Source organism: Caulobacter sp. Root1472, assembly GCF_001426985.1.
GTDB lineage: Bacteria > Pseudomonadota > Alphaproteobacteria > Caulobacterales > Caulobacteraceae > Caulobacter > Caulobacter rhizosphaerae.
The window spans coordinates 31,936-48,206 of record NZ_LMFX01000022.1 but is presented as its reverse complement, the minus strand read 5'-3'; the positions used below and the strand labels follow the sequence as shown (position 1 = coordinate 48,206).

14 protein-coding genes are annotated in these 16,271 nt (G+C 70.1%); 9 read left to right on the top strand and 5 right to left on the bottom strand.

What is annotated here, in order from left to right; translation table 11 throughout:
* Window positions 1–148: 148 nt before the first annotated feature.
* The 4 genes from pbpC (at window position 149) to ASD47_RS14915 (ending at window position 3,965) form a co-directional block, all read left to right on the top strand.
* Entirely contained in the window at window positions 149–2,197 is a 2,049-nt protein-coding gene (gene pbpC, locus ASD47_RS14930; protein WP_056758071.1) for a penicillin-binding protein 1C, read from the top strand.
* 52 nt (window positions 2,198–2,249) lie between these two features.
* Window positions 2,250–2,663, top strand: a complete 414-nt coding sequence (locus ASD47_RS14925; RefSeq protein ID WP_056758067.1) for an MbcA/ParS/Xre antitoxin family protein — start codon at window positions 2,250–2,252, stop codon at window positions 2,661–2,663.
* Window positions 2,660–3,424 (top strand): RES family NAD+ phosphorylase, encoded by a 765-nt coding sequence (locus ASD47_RS14920; protein ID WP_056758063.1) that lies wholly within the window; start codon window positions 2,660–2,662, stop codon window positions 3,422–3,424. Before ASD47_RS14925 ends, ASD47_RS14920 begins: the two co-directional genes overlap by 4 nt.
* Window positions 3,425–3,557: 133 nt before the next feature.
* The gene (locus tag ASD47_RS14915; RefSeq protein WP_156402258.1) at window positions 3,558–3,965 is read left to right on the top strand and encodes a hypothetical protein; all 408 of its coding nucleotides are present in this window, start codon (window positions 3,558–3,560) and stop codon (window positions 3,963–3,965) included.
* Window positions 3,966–3,982: 17 nt separating this feature from the next.
* Here ASD47_RS14915 and ASD47_RS14910 read toward each other — a convergent pair whose 3' ends face one another.
* Genes ASD47_RS14910 through ASD47_RS14900 form a run of 3 tightly spaced genes read right to left on the bottom strand, consistent with a single transcriptional unit; the run spans window position 3,983 to window position 5,929 of the window.
* Window positions 3,983–4,609 carry a carbonic anhydrase gene (locus ASD47_RS14910; protein WP_056758054.1) on the bottom strand — a complete coding sequence of 209 codons (627 nt, stop codon included), beginning with the start codon at window positions 4,607–4,609 and terminating at the stop codon, window positions 3,983–3,985.
* A complete protein-coding gene (maiA, locus tag ASD47_RS14905; protein ID WP_056758051.1) occupies window positions 4,602–5,243 on the bottom strand; it encodes a maleylacetoacetate isomerase in 642 nt (213 codons plus the stop codon). The genes ASD47_RS14910 and maiA overlap by 8 nt, the downstream gene beginning before the upstream one ends.
* Window positions 5,244–5,251: 8 nt before the next feature.
* Window positions 5,252–5,929, bottom strand: a complete 678-nt coding sequence (locus tag ASD47_RS14900; RefSeq protein ID WP_056758050.1) for a fumarylacetoacetate hydrolase family protein — start codon at window positions 5,927–5,929, stop codon at window positions 5,252–5,254.
* 190 nt (window positions 5,930–6,119) lie between these two features.
* On the opposite strand from ASD47_RS14900, the gene ASD47_RS14895 reads away from it, so the two are divergent.
* The 3 genes from ASD47_RS14895 to ASD47_RS14885 are packed head-to-tail and all read left to right on the top strand — an operon-like array spanning window position 6,120 to window position 11,079.
* Entirely contained in the window at window positions 6,120–6,998 is an 879-nt protein-coding gene (locus ASD47_RS14895) for an ABC transporter ATP-binding protein (RefSeq protein ID WP_056758047.1), read from the top strand.
* A 26-nt stretch (window positions 6,999–7,024) separates the two neighbouring features.
* Entirely contained in the window at window positions 7,025–10,648 is a 3,624-nt protein-coding gene (locus ASD47_RS14890; RefSeq protein WP_056758099.1) for an ABC transporter permease subunit, read from the top strand.
* Window positions 10,645–11,079 carry a PaaI family thioesterase gene (locus tag ASD47_RS14885; protein WP_056758043.1) on the top strand — a complete coding sequence of 145 codons (435 nt, stop codon included), beginning with the start codon at window positions 10,645–10,647 and terminating at the stop codon, window positions 11,077–11,079. Before ASD47_RS14890 ends, ASD47_RS14885 begins: the two co-directional genes overlap by 4 nt.
* Before the next feature lie 9 nt (window positions 11,080–11,088).
* Here the strand turns inward: ASD47_RS14885 and ASD47_RS14880 are convergent, their stop codons facing one another.
* Window positions 11,089–11,694 (bottom strand): DUF4142 domain-containing protein, encoded by a 606-nt coding sequence (locus tag ASD47_RS14880; RefSeq protein WP_056758040.1) that lies wholly within the window; start codon window positions 11,692–11,694, stop codon window positions 11,089–11,091.
* A 123-nt stretch (window positions 11,695–11,817) separates the two neighbouring features.
* Here ASD47_RS14880 and ASD47_RS14875 point away from each other — a divergent pair, with 123 nt between their 5' ends.
* The gene (locus ASD47_RS14875) at window positions 11,818–13,014 is read left to right on the top strand and encodes a CaiB/BaiF CoA-transferase family protein (RefSeq protein ID WP_056758036.1); all 1,197 of its coding nucleotides are present in this window, start codon (window positions 11,818–11,820) and stop codon (window positions 13,012–13,014) included.
* On the top strand, window positions 13,014–13,427 hold the full coding sequence (locus tag ASD47_RS14870; protein WP_230983735.1) for a GFA family protein: 414 nt from the start codon (window positions 13,014–13,016) through the stop codon (window positions 13,425–13,427). Before ASD47_RS14875 ends, ASD47_RS14870 begins: the two co-directional genes overlap by 1 nt.
* 734 nt (window positions 13,428–14,161) lie before the next feature.
* Here the strand turns inward: ASD47_RS14870 and ASD47_RS14865 are convergent.
* Window positions 14,162–16,078: an HWE histidine kinase domain-containing protein gene (locus tag ASD47_RS14865; protein ID WP_056758030.1), complete on the bottom strand. Its 1,917-nt coding sequence runs from the start codon at window positions 16,076–16,078 to the stop codon at window positions 14,162–14,164.
* Between the last annotated feature and the right edge of the window lie 193 nt (window positions 16,079–16,271).

Here is a 16,271-nt window from a genome sequence, read left to right as displayed (position 1 = left end):
GGTGTTCTGACTTGCCCCACCTGGCGGCTTCGCCGCCTGTCCGCCCCCATTGGGGCGCGGAGCCTTCGGGCTTGAGGCTCTTCCCCCTCCGGGGGAAGACGGTCGCGAAGCGACCCGTAGGGGGCAAGGTGAGTCGGCCGTAGCGAACATGACCACGATCCCCCGCCTCACCCGCGTCCTCGTCGCCTTCGTCGCCGTCCAGGTGCTGCTGTTCGCCCTCAGCGCCGCCTTCCCGCCGGACATGGCGCGGGCGAAACGCTCGTCGCCCGTGGTGCTGGACCATCGCGGCGCCTGGCTGCGGGCCCTGCCGGTCGAGGACGGGCGCTGGCGGGTGCGGGCGGACCTCCAGCGCACCGATCCCACCTTCCAGAAGCGACTGATCGCGGTCGAGGACGCGCGGTTCTACGGCCACCTCGGCGTCGATCCGCTGGCCCTGGTCCGGGCGGTCGGCTCGGCGGCGGTCCATGGCCGGGCCACCTCGGGGGCCTCGACCCTGACCATGCAGACCGCCCGCCTGCTGGAGCCCCGGCCGCGCAATCTCGGCTCGAAGCTGGTCGAGATGGTTCGCGCCGCCCAGCTGGAGGCGCGACTGACCAAGCAGCAGATCTTGGCGCTCTACCTGACCCTGGCCCCCTATGGCGGCAACCTGGAAGGCGTGCGGGCCGCCAGCCTGGCCTATTTCGGGCATGAGCCGACCAGCCTGACCGATGGCGAGCAGGCGCTGCTGATCGCCCTGCCGCAGTCGCCCGAGGCCCGTCGCCCGGATCGCCGGCCCGAAGCGGCCCGCGCCGCCCGCCGCGCCGTGCTGGACAAGATGGTGAGAGCGCGGGTGCTGACCGAGGCCGCCGCGTCAGAGGCCGACGCCGAGCCGATCCCCCGCCGGGCTCCGTTCCCGACCCTGGCCTGGCACGCGGCCGGCGAGCTGGCCCTGGCCGCGCCGCCCGGCCAGCCCAGCGTGGTCTCGACGATCGACGCCGACCTGCAGACGCGGCTGGAGCCGATGGCCGCCGCCGTCGCCGCAGCCCAGGGCCCGGACGTCACCGCCGCCATCCTGGTGGTCCAGATCAAGGGCCGCGCCGTGCGGGCCCTGGTCGGCTCGGCCGGGCGCGAGCGGCCTGGCGGCTGGATCGACCTGACCCGCGCCATCCGCTCGCCCGGCTCGGCCCTGAAGCCGTTCATCTACGCCTTCGCCTTCGACGACGGCGCCCTGGCCCCCGATACCCAGATCGACGACGCCGCCACCCGCTTCGCCGACTACCAGCCCGAGAACTTCGACCACGTGTTCCACGACAAGGTCACCGCCCGCGAGGCCCTGGCCTATTCGCTGAACGTGCCGGCCGTCGCCACCCTGGAGAAGATCGGCCCCGACGCGTTCGCGGCGCGGCTGGAGAGCAGCGGCGTGCGGCTGGTGCGGCCGAAGACGGCGATCAAGGCCTCGGGCCTGGCCCTGGCCTTGGGCGGGGCGGGGATCACGCCGCGCGACATGGCCGTGCTCTACGCCGCCCTCGGCGACGGCGGGGTCGCCAAGCCCCTGGCCTTCACCGAGGCCGAGGCGAAGTCGCGCGAGCACATGGGCGGGACCCGCATCGTCCGCCCCGAGGCCGCGGCCCAGGTGCTGGACATCCTGCGCGAGGCCCCCGCGCCGCGCGGCCGCGCGCCCTCGGCCCTGACCCGCGGCGGACCGGCCATGGCCTTCAAGACCGGCACCTCGTACGGCTTCCGCGACGCGGTGGCGGCCGGGGTGGTCGGCGGCTATGCGATCATCGTCTGGACCGGCCGGGCGGACGGCGGGGCCCGCGGCGGCCTGACCGGCCGCGACGCGGCCCTGCCGCTGCTGTTCGACGTCGCCGACGTGATCGACGCCCCGACCCTCGCCCCCCGCGCCATCGCCCCCAAGGCCGCCCCCGGCGCGCTGCAACGGCTGCAACAGGTGTCCGAAGGCCCGCGGCTGATCTTTCCGCCCGACGGCGCGACGGTGCAGGTCGACAGCGTCGGCCCCGGCGCGCGCGGCCTGGTCATGGCGGCCGGCGGCGAGGACCTGACCTGGTACGTGGCCGGCGCGCCCCTGTCGGTCGACCCGGTCAGCGGCAAGGTGATCTGGCGGCCCGCCGCGCCGGGCTTCTACCGGTTGAAGGTCGTGGACAGCCAGGGCCGGGCGGCCTCGGCGCGGGTGCGGATTAAGGCGCCGACCGGCTGAAAGTTGCCATTTGGCAGCGTATGAACTATATTCGGCCAGAGAGGTATTCCGCATGTCCCTGGTCACCCTGGTCGACACCGAGCCCAAGGCCTTCGCCGCCGAGCCGATCTCGGACGAGGAGGCGGCGGCCATGTTCCGCGCCGCGGTCAACCTGCTGAAGCTGTGGGGCGTCACCGACGAGGAGGCCGCCGTGCTGCTGGACATGCCGGTCCGGTCCTACCGCCGCTGGAAGGCCGGCGAGATCGGGCGGGTCGACCGCGACGGCAGGGCGCGGCTGTCGAACCTGATGGGGATCCACAAGGCCCTGCGGCTGATCTTCCAGGAGCCCCAGCGCGGCTACGCCTGGATCAAGGCGGCCAACACCGCGTTCGGCGGGCGATCGGCCCTGCAGGTGATGCTGGGCGGCGAACTGACCGACCTGATGCGGGTGCGCCGCTACCTGGACGCCGAGCGCGGGGCCTGGTGATCGACCTTTCGGCCATCCCGCGCGCGCCGATCGTCTGGCGCGGCGCGGTCCGGATCATCCGCAGCGCCTGGCCGCCGATCGACCTGTTCGAGGACATCGCCGACCCCGCCGACTGGCCGCTGCTGATCGCGGCCGAGCAGAAGACCAATCCGCGCCTGATGGAGACCATCGGCAACCTCGACCTGGTGCCGCAGGACCGGCGGGTGGCCGGGGCGGGGGCCAGCTATCTGATGGCGCCGTTCACCCACGTCAGCCCCGACCGGCCCAGCCGGTTCAGCGCCGGGGCGTTCGGGGTGCTGTATGTCGCCGACCGCTTCGAGGTCGCCCTGTCCGAGACCATCCACCACCACGCCCTGTTCATGGCCGCCACCGCCCAGGCGCCGGGCTGGACCTCGCAGTTCCGCGAGATCCTGCTGGACGTGCGGGCCGCGCTGCACGACCTGCGCGGCGGCGACCCGGCGTTCGCGCCGGCGCTCGATCCCGACGACTACCGGCCGGGCCAGGCCCTGGGCGCGAGGCTTCGCGCCGCCGGTTCGGAAGGCGTGGTCTATCCCAGCCAGCGCCACCGGGGCGGCTGGTGCGTGGGGCTGTTCTACCCGGATCTGGCCGCGAACGCCGTCCAGGGCCGGCATCTGGACTACCACTGGGACGGCGCCCGCGTGGACCTGATCCGCGAGCCGGCGACGGGGAAGGTGTTCCGGGTGGAGGCTCCCGGTCCAACAGCGTCCGAAAGTCTTCCGGACGAGGCGTTCGGGCCTTGACCTTGGCTGGGCGCCGCCCCTCTTTTCCCGCATGAGGCCGCGCCCCGAGACCGTCATCGCCCAATATTCCCTCGCCAAGGTCTCGGCCTGGGTCGGCGGCGTTCTGGGATTGGGCGCCTGTCTTTGGGCCTATGTGGCCGTTTCGGTCGCGTACGGCGTTCGCGAGCGCCATCCCTCGGACTACGCGGTCGCAACGGGCCTGGCGCTGATTTTCGTGACGGCGGCCGGTGTCGTCGCCCTGGGCGTGGCGCTTACGGGCGGGGTCGCCATCGCGGTCGTTGAAGACACTTTCGTGTTCAACTTCCTGTTTTCGCGTCGGCGGGTCTCAAGGGACGACGCCAAGGAAGCCCTGGCGGCGCAATATGTGAATGACACGCCCTTTCGAGGGGGCGCGGGCTATCAGCCGCCGCCAATCATCCTGCCGCAACTGACCTTGCGACGGCGTGGTCAGGCGGATCTGACGATGCGCACCGCCCTTATGAAGGAGACCGCAGAGACGATCGCCGCGCGCATGAACGCGGTGATCCGGCCGACCGAATAGGCGCTGCCCACGTCGCCTCAGCCTGCCCCGCTGGCGACCCGCTCGTAGTCTTCCAGGCTGGAGATCCCGACGTTCAGGTCCGTGACCAGGCCGTTGCCCAGCGCATAGACCCAGCCGTGGACCGACAGCGGTTGGCCGCGCGCCCAGGCGTCTTGGACGAAGACGTCGGAGGCGACGTTGCGCACCTGGCGGATGACGTTCAGCTCGCACAGGCGGTTGAGCTTGTCCTTCTGGGTCGGCAGGGCGTCCAGTTCGTGCTTGTGCTCGGCATGGACCTCGCGGATCGGGTGCAGCCAGTGGTCGACCAGGCCGCGCCGCTGGCCGTCGATGGCCGCCGCCACGCCGCCGCAGCCATAGTGGCCCACGACCATCACGTGCTTGACCTTGATCACGTCGACCGCGAACTGCAGCACCGACAGGTAGTTGGCGTCCTGCGGCGGGGCCAGGTTGGCGACGTTGCGGTGAACGAACAGCTCGCCCGGGTCCAGGCCGACGATCTCGTTGGCCGGCACCCGGCTGTCGCTGCAGCCGATCCACAGATATTCCGGGCTCTGCTGGCCCTCCAGGCGTTTGAAGAACTGGGGGTCGGCCTCGGTCTTGCGCAGCGACCAGGCCAGGTTGTTGCTTTTCAGGTCTTCAAGCATGGATGGCGTCCGGCTGTTGGTTGGGGTGGGCGGCCGCGAAGGCCGGGTGCGCACGGGCGCGCTCGGCGACCGCGCGGATGGCGGGGAACGGCGCCAGGTCGGTCCTGAAGCGCTCGGCGTTGTAGACCTGCGGGACCAGGCAGCAATCGGCCAGGGTCGGCGTGTCGCCGAAGGCGTAGTCGCCGCCGTGGCGGGCGACCAGCGTCTCCAGGGCGCTGAAGCCGTCGGTGATCCAGCGCCCGATCCAGGCCTCGCGGCCCGGCTCGTCGACGCCCAGGTCGGTCAGGGCGCGCAGGATGCGCAGGTTGTTCACCGGATGGATGTCGCTGGCGACGATCTGGGCCATCGACCGCACGACGGCGCGGTCGAACGGATCGGCCGGCAGCAGGGCGGGCTGCGGAACGGTCTCGTCCAGCCACTCCAGGATCGCCTGGCTCTGGGTCAGGGTCCTGCCGCCCACTTCAAGGGCGGGTAAAAGCCGTTGCGGGTTCAGGGCGGCGAAGGCTGGCGCCTGATGCTGGTTGGCGACCAGGTTCACCGGCGCGATGTCATAGGCCAGGCCCTTGAGGTTCAGGCCGATCCGCACCCGGTAGGCGGCGCTGGACCGCCAGGCGCTGTGGAGGGTGAGCTGCATGGCCCGCCTCAGACGACGGTGAAGGCGAGCTTGCCGACGCCCTCGACGGCGCCCTCGACCCGGTCGCCCCGGCCCAGGGCGCCCACGCCCTCGGGGGTGCCGGTGAAGATCAGGTCGCCGGCCGCCAGGGGCCACAGCTTGGAGGCCTCGGCGATGATCTCGGGAACGGTCCAGATCATGGCGGCGATCTGGCCGCTCTGGCGAAGCTGGCCGTTGACCGACAGGGTGATCGCGCCGTCCGGCCTGGCCCGCTCGGCCGGGACAATGGCGCTGATCGGGGCGCTGGCGTCGAAGCCCTTGGCCGCGTCCCAGGGATGGCTCTTGGTCTTGGCGGCGGCTTGCAGGTCGCGCCGGGTCAAGTCGACGCCCACGGCGTAGCCGAACACGTGGCCCATGGCCTCTTCCACCGCGATGTTGGCGCCGCCCGACTTCAGGGCGACCACCAGTTCGATCTCGTGATGCAGCTCGTGGGTGGCGACCGGGTAGGGGACCTTGTCGCCCAGGACGATGGCGTCGGCGGGCTTGGCGAAGAAGAACGGCGGATCGCGCTGGTCGGCGCCCATTTCGCGGGCGTGGGCGGCGTAGTTGCGGCCGACGCAGAGGATCCGGCGCACCGGAAAGACGGAGTCGCCGCCGTCGACCGGAACCGTGGGTTGGGCGGGCGGGGAAAAGGCGAAGGTCGTCATGGCGCCTGATTAGACCCAAACCCGCTTCGCCAAAAGTCACCTTCGTGAGGACATGATCGTGCAACACGCTGGCGATCACATCCGTCTAAACGTTCTTTCACTTGCCCCGACCGGCGGCGACAAGGCATGACGGTCGGGCAATTGTGGCGAAAACCCGCCATGCCGACGTCGAAGGGGCTTGCGACCGACGATGCTGATCATCGAGAACCTGACTCACGTCTACGCCAACGGCGTGAAGGCCCTCGATGAGGTCAACCTGACGATCCCCCGCGGCATGTACGGCCTGCTGGGCCCGAACGGCGCGGGCAAGTCGACCCTGATGCGCACCGTGGCCACCCTGCAGTCGCCGACCTCGGGCCATATCCGCTTCGGCGACATCGACGTGCTCAAGTCGCCCGACCAGCTGCGCCGCATCCTGGGCTACCTGCCGCAGGACTTCGGCGTCTATCCGCGCGTCTCGGCCTACGACATGCTGGACCACATGGCGGTGCTGAAGGGGATCGCCGGGACCAGGGAGCGCAAGGACGTCGTCGAGAGCCTGCTCAACCAGGTCAATCTGTGGAACGTGCGCAAGAAGGCCATCGCCGGCTTCTCGGGCGGCATGCGCCAGCGGTTCGGCATCGCCCAGGCCCTGATCGGCGACCCGCGCCTGATCATCGTCGACGAGCCCACCGCCGGTCTCGACCCGGAGGAGCGCAACCGCTTCCTGAACCTGCTGGCCGAGATCGGCGAGAACGTGGTCGTGATCCTGTCGACCCACATCGTTGAGGACGTCTCCGACCTTTGCCCGGCCATGGCGATCATCTGCGACGGCCGCATCGTCAAGGAAGGCGCGCCCGCCGACCTGGTCCGCCAGCTGTCGGGCCGCATCTGGAAGAAGGTCATCGACAAGGCCGAGCTCGAGGCGGCCAAGGCCCGCCACCAGGTGATCTCCACCCGCCTGCTGGCCGGCCGCACGGTGATCCACGTCCTGGCCGACCAGGACCCCGGCGACGGCTTCGACCTCGTGGAGGGCGGGCTGGAGGACGTCTATTTCTCCACCCTGTCCAACACCCGGTGCGCGGCCTGATGGGCATGGAAACGGGGCGCGCGGGCATGTTCGGAAAAGTCGCCGCCTTCGAATTCCGCTACCAGGCGCGCCAGCCCGTGTTCTGGGTCGGGGTGATCATCTTCTTCCTGCTGGCCTTCGCGACGGTCGCCGCGCCCAATATCGTCCAGTTGGGCTCCACGGCCAATGTGCACAAGAACGCGGCGACGGTGATCGCCAACGCCAACCTGTTCTTCGCCCTGGTCTACATGTTCGTCACGGCCGCCTTCGTGGCCAACATCATCGTGCGCGACGAGGACACCGGCTTCGACGGCATCCTGCGCTCCACGCCGCTGACCAAGTTCGACTATCTGTACGGCCGGTTCGTCGGCGCCTTCGCCGCCACGGCCCTGTCGTTCCTGGCCGCGCCCGCCGGCATGGCGCTGGGCGCGGTGATGTGGTGGGTCGACCCCGACAGCGTCGGGCCGTTCGTGCTGAACCACTATCTGTTCGCCTATTTCGTCCTGGCCCTGCCGTCGCTGCTGCTGACCTCGGCGACCTTTTTCGCGGTGACCACCGTCACGCGGTCGATGATGTGGACCTATGTGGGCGTCATCGCCTTCATGGTGGCCACTTTCATCAGCGGCTCCATGCTCAGCCAGCCCGGCCTGGAGAAGGTGGCGGCGCTGTGGGAGCCGCTCGGCGGCGGCGCCTACGGCCTGGCGGTGCGCTACTGGACGGCGGCCGAGCGCAACACCCAGATCCCGCCCCTGACGGGCTACCTGCTGGCCAACCGGCTGATCTGGATCGGCGTCTCCCTGGCCCTGGTCGCCGCGGCCTACTGGCTGTTCGACCTGCGCAAGGGCGACGGGGCGACCCGGGTCCGGCGCGACAAGTCCGGGGCCGACGCCGCGCCGCGCCCGACCGAGGTCGTCCATGGCGTCCCCCGCTTCGACGCGCCGTCCCGCTGGGCCCAGCTGTGGGCCCGCACGCGCCTGGACGCCCGCCAGGTGTTCGTCAGCCCGGCCTATCTGGTGCTGGTCGGCCTGGCCGCGGCCCTGTCGATCTTCAACCTGTGGCGCGTGGCCGACGACAGCCTCTATGGCGGCGCCATCTATCCGGTGACCCGGGCGATGATCCGGGCCCTGAACGGCATCTTCCCGTTCATTTCGCTGATCATCGCTTCGTTCTACGCCGGCGAGCTGGTCTGGCGCGAGCAGGACCGGCGCACGCACGAGCTGATCGACGTCACCCCGATCCCCGACTGGGCCTTCGTGGTCCCCAAGACCCTGGCCATCAGCCTGGTGCTGCTGTCGACCTTCCTGGCCGGGGTGGCCGTGGCGGTGACCATTCAGCTGATCAAGGGCTACACCCACCTGGAGCTGGTCAACTACCTGGTATGGTGGGTGCTGCCCCAGGCCGCCGACTGCGTCCTGCTGGCGGCCCTGGCGGTGTTCATCCAGGTGCTGTCGCCGCACAAGTTCATCGGCTGGGGCCTGATGGTGCTCTACATCATCGGCACCATCGTCGCCGCCAGCTGGGGGCTGGAGCACAACCTCTACCTCTATGACGGCGCGCCGGTCGCGCCGATCTCCGACTTCAACGGCCTGAGCCGGTTCTGGATCGGGGCCTGGTGGTTCCGCCTCTACTGGGCTGCGTTCGCGGTGGTGCTGCTGGTGCTGTGCCACGTGTCGTGGCGGCGCGGGACCGAGGGCCGGCTGTGGCCGCGCCTGGCCGCCGCGCCCCGCCGGCTGATGGGGCCGCCCGGCCTGATCGCCGCCGGCGCCCTGCTGACCTTCGCCGGCGTCGGCGCCTTCATCTACATGAACACCAACGTCTGGAACGCGTACCGCACCACGATCAGCAACGAGCGCTGGACGGCCGACTACGAGAAGGCCCTGCTGCCGTTCGAGAACACGCCCCAGCCCAAGATCGCCGCGGTCAAGCTGGACGTCGACATCCATCCCTGCGCCCCGCGCATCGACACCAAGGGCGTCTACGAGATCGAGAACCGCACCGACAAGCCGCTGCGCGAGATCCACGTCCGCTTCGACCGCGACCTGAAGGTGCTGGCCCTGTCGATCGAAGGCGCCCGGCCCAAGCGCACCTTTGAGCGGTTCAACTACCGGATCTTCGCCTTCGACACCCCGATGCAGCCGGGCGAGCGGCGCTCGATGTCGTTCACCACCGCCCGCGTGGCCCTGGGCTTCCCCAACAGCGGCCCCGACACCCGCATGGTCGACAACGGGACCTTCATCAACGACCAGCAGCTGGCCCCGTCCCTGGGCATGGACCGCAACGGCCTGCTGACCGACCGCAGCAAGCGGCGCAAGTACGGCCTGCCGCCCGAGCTGCGGCCGGCGAGGCTGGGCGACGTCGCCTCGCGGCAGTTCAACGGCCTGCGCCGCGACAGCGACTGGGTGACCGCCGACATCACGGTGACCACCGACGCCGACCAGACGCCGATGGCCCCGGGCTACAAGGTGGCGGAGCGCATCTGGCGCGAGTCGGCCGACATGAGCGGTCCGGTCGGCAAGGCCGGCGACCGGCGCACGGCGCGGTTCGTGACCGAAGCCCCGATCCTGCACTTCTTCTCGATCCAGTCGGCTCGTTACGCGGTGCGGACCGAGCCCTACAAGGGCGTCCAGCTGGCGGTCTACTACCACCCGGCCCACGCCTGGAACGTCGACCGGATGATCAGTTCGATGAAACGGTCGCTGGACTACGACCAGGCCAACTTCAGCCCCTACCAGTTCCGCCAGCTGCGCTACCTGGAGTTCCCGGCCTACGAGAACTTCGCCCAGTCGTTCGCCAACACCATCCCATGGTCCGAGAACCTGGGCTTCGTGTCCAAGTACGAAGACCCGACCAAGATCGACATGGTCACCTATGTCGGGGCCCACGAGGTCGCCCACCAGTGGTGGGCCCACCAGCTGATCGGCGCCGACCAGCAGGGCGGGGCGGCCCTGTCCGAGACCCTGGCCCAGTACTCGGCCCTGATGGTGATGAAGAAGACCTACGGCGAGCCGATGATCCGCAAGTTCCTGAAGTACGAGCTGGATCGCTACCTGCGGGCCCGGGGCGGCGAGGTGATCGAGGAGCTGCCGCTGCGCCAGGTCGAAAGCCAGCCCTACATCTACTACAACAAGGGCTCGCTGGTGATGTACCGGCTGGCCGACGAGATCGGCGAGGACAAGGTCAACGCCGCCCTGCGCGAGATGCTGGCGACCTACGCCTTCAAGGGCCCGCCCTATCCGACCGCCCTGGACCTGGTCGCCGCCCTGCGCCGCCACGCCCCGGCCGACAAGCAGGCGCTGATCTCCGACCTGTTCGAGAAGATCACCCTCTATGACCTGAAGACCACCATGGCCACGGCCCGCAAGCGGCCCGACGGCCGCTACGACGTCACCCTGACGGTGCAGGCGAAGAAGCTCTACGCCCAGGGCCGCGGCCAGGAGCAGGAGGCGCCGATGAGCGAGCCGATGGCCGTCGGCCTGTTCACCCTGGAGCCGGGCAAGAAGGGCTTCGGCGCCGACAAGGTCATGGCCTTCGAACGCCGGACGATCCGCTCGGGGACCCAGACCCTGACCTTCGTGACCAGGACCTTGCCCAAGGCGGCGGGGGTGGATCCCTACAACATGGTCATCGACCGCAACGGCGATGACAACACCACCAAGGTCGAACTGAGGTGAGCGCCGCGCCCGATCCCGCGACGCTGAAGCTCGACGCGGCGGCGCTCAACGCCTTCCTGGCCAAGGCCTTTCCCGAGGCCGAGACGCACCGTCCCGAGGTGGTCGAGGCCGAGCCGGGCCGGGTGCTGGTGCGCCAGGCCTTCGCCAGCCGAACCCTGCGGCCGGGCGGGCTGATCTCCGGGCCGGCCCAGATGGGCGTGGCCGACGTGGCGGCCTACGCCCTGGTCCTGGCCCATATCGGCGAGGTGGCCATGGCGGTGACCTCGTCCCTGACCATCCATTTCCTGCGCGGCGCCAAGCCGGGCGACCTCCACGCCGAGGGGACCCTGCTGAAGCTCGGCCGGCGGATCGCGACGGTCGAGGTGCTGGTCTGGTCGGAATCGCGCGAGCGAGCCGCCGCCAAGGCGACGGTCGCCTACGCGATTCCGTAGCCAGGCGCGTTAGTCGGCCTTGTCGAAGCCCTTCTTCAGGCCTTCGGCTTCGTTCAGATGTTCCTGCACGGCCGGGGCCGTGGCGGCGGCGAAGGCCTTGATGGCGGCGGTGTCGCCGTCCTGGGCGTAGCGCTGCATCAGGTTCAGCGCGGCCTGGTGAACGTCGACCTGGTCATCGGCATAGGTCTTGTCAAAGTCCTTGTCGTCGGCCTTGTTCAGGTCATCCAGCTTGTCCTGCAGGTCGGCCGGCAGGGCGGTCGGCGGGGTCAGGGCCGCGCCCGAGGCGGCGATGGCGGCCTTCAGGTCCTCGGTGGTCTTGGTGTGGGCCTTTTCCATCATCGCGGCGAACTTCTTCACCTGGGCGTTGGTCGAGCGCTTGGCGGCGACCTTGGCGGCCTCGATTTCGTACATGTCGGTGGCGGCGGCCTTCTCGACGAAGGTGGCGGCCTTGGTCTCGTCGGACGGGGTCGGGACGGTGGCCGACGGGTTGGCGTCGGGGGTGGCGGCCTGTTCGGCCGGGGTGGCGGCGCCCTTGGTCTCGTCGGACTTCTGGCCGCAGGCGGCGACGCTGAGGGCGGCGATGGCGGCGCCGACGATGAGAAGCTTACGGGTCATGGCTTTCTTTCCCTGCGCGTTTTTCTAGAACGTTGATGGTTCGGGGCGCCGCGCGTGCGCCGACGTGGCATAAGAACTTCACGCGACCGTGATCGGTTCCGTGATCGCAGGGGAAGGAACGGCATGGCCGACGCGCCGCTGAAGGGCCTGCGGGTCATCGAAATGGGCTCGCTGATCGCCGGCCCGTTCTGCGGCCAGGTGCTGGGGGATTTCGGCGCCGAGGTGATCAAGCTGGAGGATCCCAAGGCCGGCGACCCGATGCGCCAGTGGGGTCGCACCAAGCCCAAGGGCCACTCGCCCTGGTGGCCGGTGATCGGCCGCAACAAGAGCTCGGTGACCCTGGACCTGCGCGCCCCGGAGGGCCGCGACGTCGCCCGCGCCCTGATCGCCACCGCCGACGTCGTGGTCGAGAACTTCCGGCCCGGCACGCTGGAGAAGTGGGGCATGGGCTATGACGACCTGGCCAGCACCAATCCCGGCCTGGTCATGGCCCGGGTCTCGGGCTTTGGCCAGACCGGTCCCTATGCCCATCGGGCCGGCTACGCCCTGATCGGCGAGGCCATGGGCGGGCTGCGCCACATCACCGGCGAGGCCGACCGGCCGCCGGCCCGGGCGGGCATCTCGATCGGCGACAGCCTGGCCGGCCTCAACGCCGCCCTGGGGGTGATGATGGCCCTGCACGCCCGCCAGCGGACCGGCAAGGGCCAGGTGGTCGACGCGGCGATCTACGAAAGCGTGCTGACGGTGATGGAGAACCTGATCACCGAATACGACCTGTCGGGCTATGTGCGCGAGCGGTCGGGCGCGATCCTGCCCGGCATCGCCCCATCCAACGTCTATCCCACGCGCAGCGGCGAGCTGATCCTGATCGGCGCCAACCAGGACACCCTGTTCAAGCGCCTGTGCGAGGCCATGGGCCGGCCGGAACTGGCGACGGACGAACGCTACCGCGACCATGCGGCAAGGGGACAAAGCCAGCTGCAGCTGGACGCCACCATCGCCGGCTGGACCGTCGAGCACGACATCGAAACCCTGCTGCCGCTGCTGGAGGACGCCGGCCTGGCCGTCGGCCGGGTCTATCGCGCGCCGGACATGCTCAAGGACCCGCAGTTCGCCGCCCGCCAGTCGATCGTCGAGGTCGCCCATCCGGTGTTCGGCACGGTGAAGATGCAGAACGCCTTTCCCCGGCTGTCCGAAACCCCCGGCGGGGTCCGCTGGCCGGGACCGGCCCTGGGCGAGCACACCGACGCGGTGCTGGGCGCGGTGGCCGGCCTCTCGGCCGAGGCGATCGCCGGCCTGCGGGCCAAGGGGGTGGTATGATGACGGACGCCCCCTACACCGGCGGCTGCCTGTGCGGCGCCCTGCGCTACGAGGCCCGCGGCCAGCCGCTGTACATGGGTCATTGCTACTGCGCCGACTGCCGCAAGGCCTCGGGCTCGGGCTTCATCCCGTTCATGGCCTTCGCGGCCGCCGACCTGACCTTCAGCGCGCCTACCCGGACCTTCACCTGCGTCTCGGCGCGGGGCAGCGACGCGGTGCGCAACAGCTGCCCGACCTGCGCCAGCCTGGTGTTCGGCGGGCCGGTGGGCCAGACCGACTCCCACACGATCTATGCCGGCTCACTGGACGATCCCTCGCTGTTCCGCCCCACCATGGCGATCTTCGCCAAGGGCCGCCCCGACTGGGCGGTGATCCCGGAGGGCCTCGAGGTGTTCGAAGGGCTGCCGGACTGAGGCCGGGGACGCGCACTCACGGCAAGGCGTCGGCCGGACGGGCAGGGTGTTTGCGGTGAGTGCGTATCCCCACCTCCCTGTCGGGGACACGCCGCAAGGGCGCGTCCCCAGTCGTGCGCTTATCCTTGGCCTATCGGCGACAGACACGAGCAAAATCAACGCCCTGAACTTTCTCGACCCCAATCTGTCCTCACCCTTCAAACCTCCCTTATCCTGACCCCACCTCGTTGCATGGAAAGGGCGCATGGCCAGCGACCGATGCGGCGGCGGGGGCGATCGAGCGGGACTGGGCTGGAGGGGGTTACTCCAGCGTGTCCGGGGCCTTCCATCGTTGGGAAGCCCGCCCGCCGTCGGCGTCGAACGGGGACNAAAGGGATCGAGACCGGGTCCGGCTAAGCCTCAACAGGGCTGCCCACCGGACGCTGGCGGATAACGAGCGCGCGGAGCGATCGGCTTCGTCGAAACGGTATTTATCAAAGACCTCCGGACGATGTCCGGCGCTCCGCGTCCCTTTCCATACCTTCAGCGGGAGATCGCGTGAGGCGGCCAAGCCGTGCCCATCACATCCTCCCCCTGTGGGGGAGGTGTCGGCGAAGCCGACGGAGGGGGGAGTAATCGGCAGATGGCCACAACCCGGATCTTCGATCCCAAAACTCCCCCCACCGATCGCTGCGCGATCGCCTCCCCCACAGGGGGAGGATCTTCGAAAAGCGGTCCGAAAGTGATGGGAGCCCCTACCGCCCCGTCACCGAGGCCAGGGCCCGGGCGATCTGGTGGACGTTGTAGGGCTTGCGGACGATCGGGGCGTCGAAGCCCATCGGAGCGGCCTTGTCGGCGTAGCCGGTGGCGAACACGAACGGGCGGCCCTCGCGGCGCAGCACCTCGGCGACCGGGGCCACCGACTGGCCGTTGAGGTCGGCGTCCAGGACGGCGGCGTCGAACGTCAGCTCCAGCATCTGCAGCGCCTCGGGCAGTTCCGCCGCGCAGCCCACCACCTCGACGCCGGAATCCTCCAGCCCCGCCTCCAGCTCCATGGCCAGCAGCAGCGAGTCCTCGACGATCAGCACCTTCAGGCCCGCGATATCGCCGGCCCTGAAGGTGTCGTCGCCGCCGCCCACCGTCTCGACGATGCGCTGGTCCGGCGCGGCGGCCGGCTCGTCGGGCTCGGGCTCGTCGACCAGGGCGTCGGGAGCGGCGTGGATCATCGCCGTCACGCCGCTGCGCTTGTATTCGACGGTGGCCCGCCCGCCCAGCTCGCGGCCGACCACGTCCTCGATCAGGGTCATGCCGAAGCCGCGCACCTCCGGCGGCGAGGTCATCGGCCCGCCGGTCTCCAGCCATTCCAGATTGAAGCCGCCGCCGGGCGCCACGCGCCAGACCACCTCGACCCGGCCGCTCTCGACCGACAGCGACCCGTACTTGACGGCGTTGACCGCCAGTTCGTGCAGGGTCAGCGACAGGGCGGCCGCCGCGCGCGGCGTCAGGAACAGCTCCGGCCCGTCCCAGCGCGTCTGGTTCGGAGCCAGCCCGCCCAGCTCGGCCGCCGCGATCCGCGCCAGGGTGGCGCCGCGCCAGCGGGCGGCGCTGAGCAGGTCGTGGGCCGAGCTCATCGCCTTCAGCCGGCCGTTGAACGCCTTAAGGAAACCATCCAGGGACGAGGCCTTGCGGGCCGACTGGCCGGCCACGGACTGCACGGCGGCCAGGATGTTCTTGATCCGGTGGTCCAGCTCGGTCAGCAGGTTCTCGCGCTGGTCGTCGGCGTCCTTGCGGGCGGTAACGTCCTGGACCACGCCGATCAGCCGCAACGGCCTGTCGTCGGCGTCGCGGACCAGCAGCCCGGCCACGCGGTTCCAGATCACCCGGTGGGGATCGGACGACACGCGGCGGAACTCGACCTCGTAGCGGCCCTGGGCCTTCAGCTGAGCCTCGACCTCCTCGCGGACCATCTCGCGGTCGTCGGGATGGATGAAGCCGTACAGCGCCTCGCCGCGTTCGGCCGGCGCCACGCCCTCGGGGACTTCGGTGATCGACGCCATCCGGGCGCTGACCCGCACCGTGTCGGTCGCCATGTCCCAGACGAACTCGCCCAGGTTGGCGGCGTGCAGGGCCAGGGCGATCCGTTCGCTGTCCAGCGCCCGCTCGGCGACGTTGCGGGCGGTCTCGGCGTCGTGCAGCAGCTCTTCCATCGCCAGGGCGGCCAGGTCGGCCAAGGCGTCGGCCAGGCCGGGTTCGACGGCCTCCCGGGGCGCGGGATCCTCGACGGTCAGCAGGCCGACGATCTCGCCCGAAGCGGTCTTAAGGGGCGCGCAGGCGAAAAAGCGGCTGTCGGCGCACCAGGGGCGCAGGGTCTGGTCGGGATCGGCGGCGAGGTCGGGATGGGCCACCACGCCGCTTTCGCGCATCCGTTCGGCCAAGCCGGCGGGACGCGGCTCCTCGATATGACCGAAACCGACCTTGGCCTTCAGCCAGACGCGGTCCTTGCCGACCAGGCGGATCGCCGCCCGCGGCGCGCCGAACAGCCGCGAGGCCAGGCGCACGATTCGATCGAACCGGGGGTCGGCCGGGTCGCCGTCAAAGGCGTGAAGGGCGTCGAGGGCGCGCAGCCGTCGCGCCTCGTGATCGTCCGCCAGCGTTGCGCCCGCATCGTCCATGATTCGACCATAGACCGGGTTCGCCTGACGCGCGAGATCGATAAAGGCGACGCCCGCCGCCCCGCGCCGAAGATCCCCTGTGGTGAAGCTCAAACCTTGAGGCTACAATGGAACTCGTCGCCTCGGCTTCGCGTTGTGCGGGCGCAGCTTTGCAGCTGCCCGCCCCCCGTAAAGTCGAGCCGCGAACCGGAGA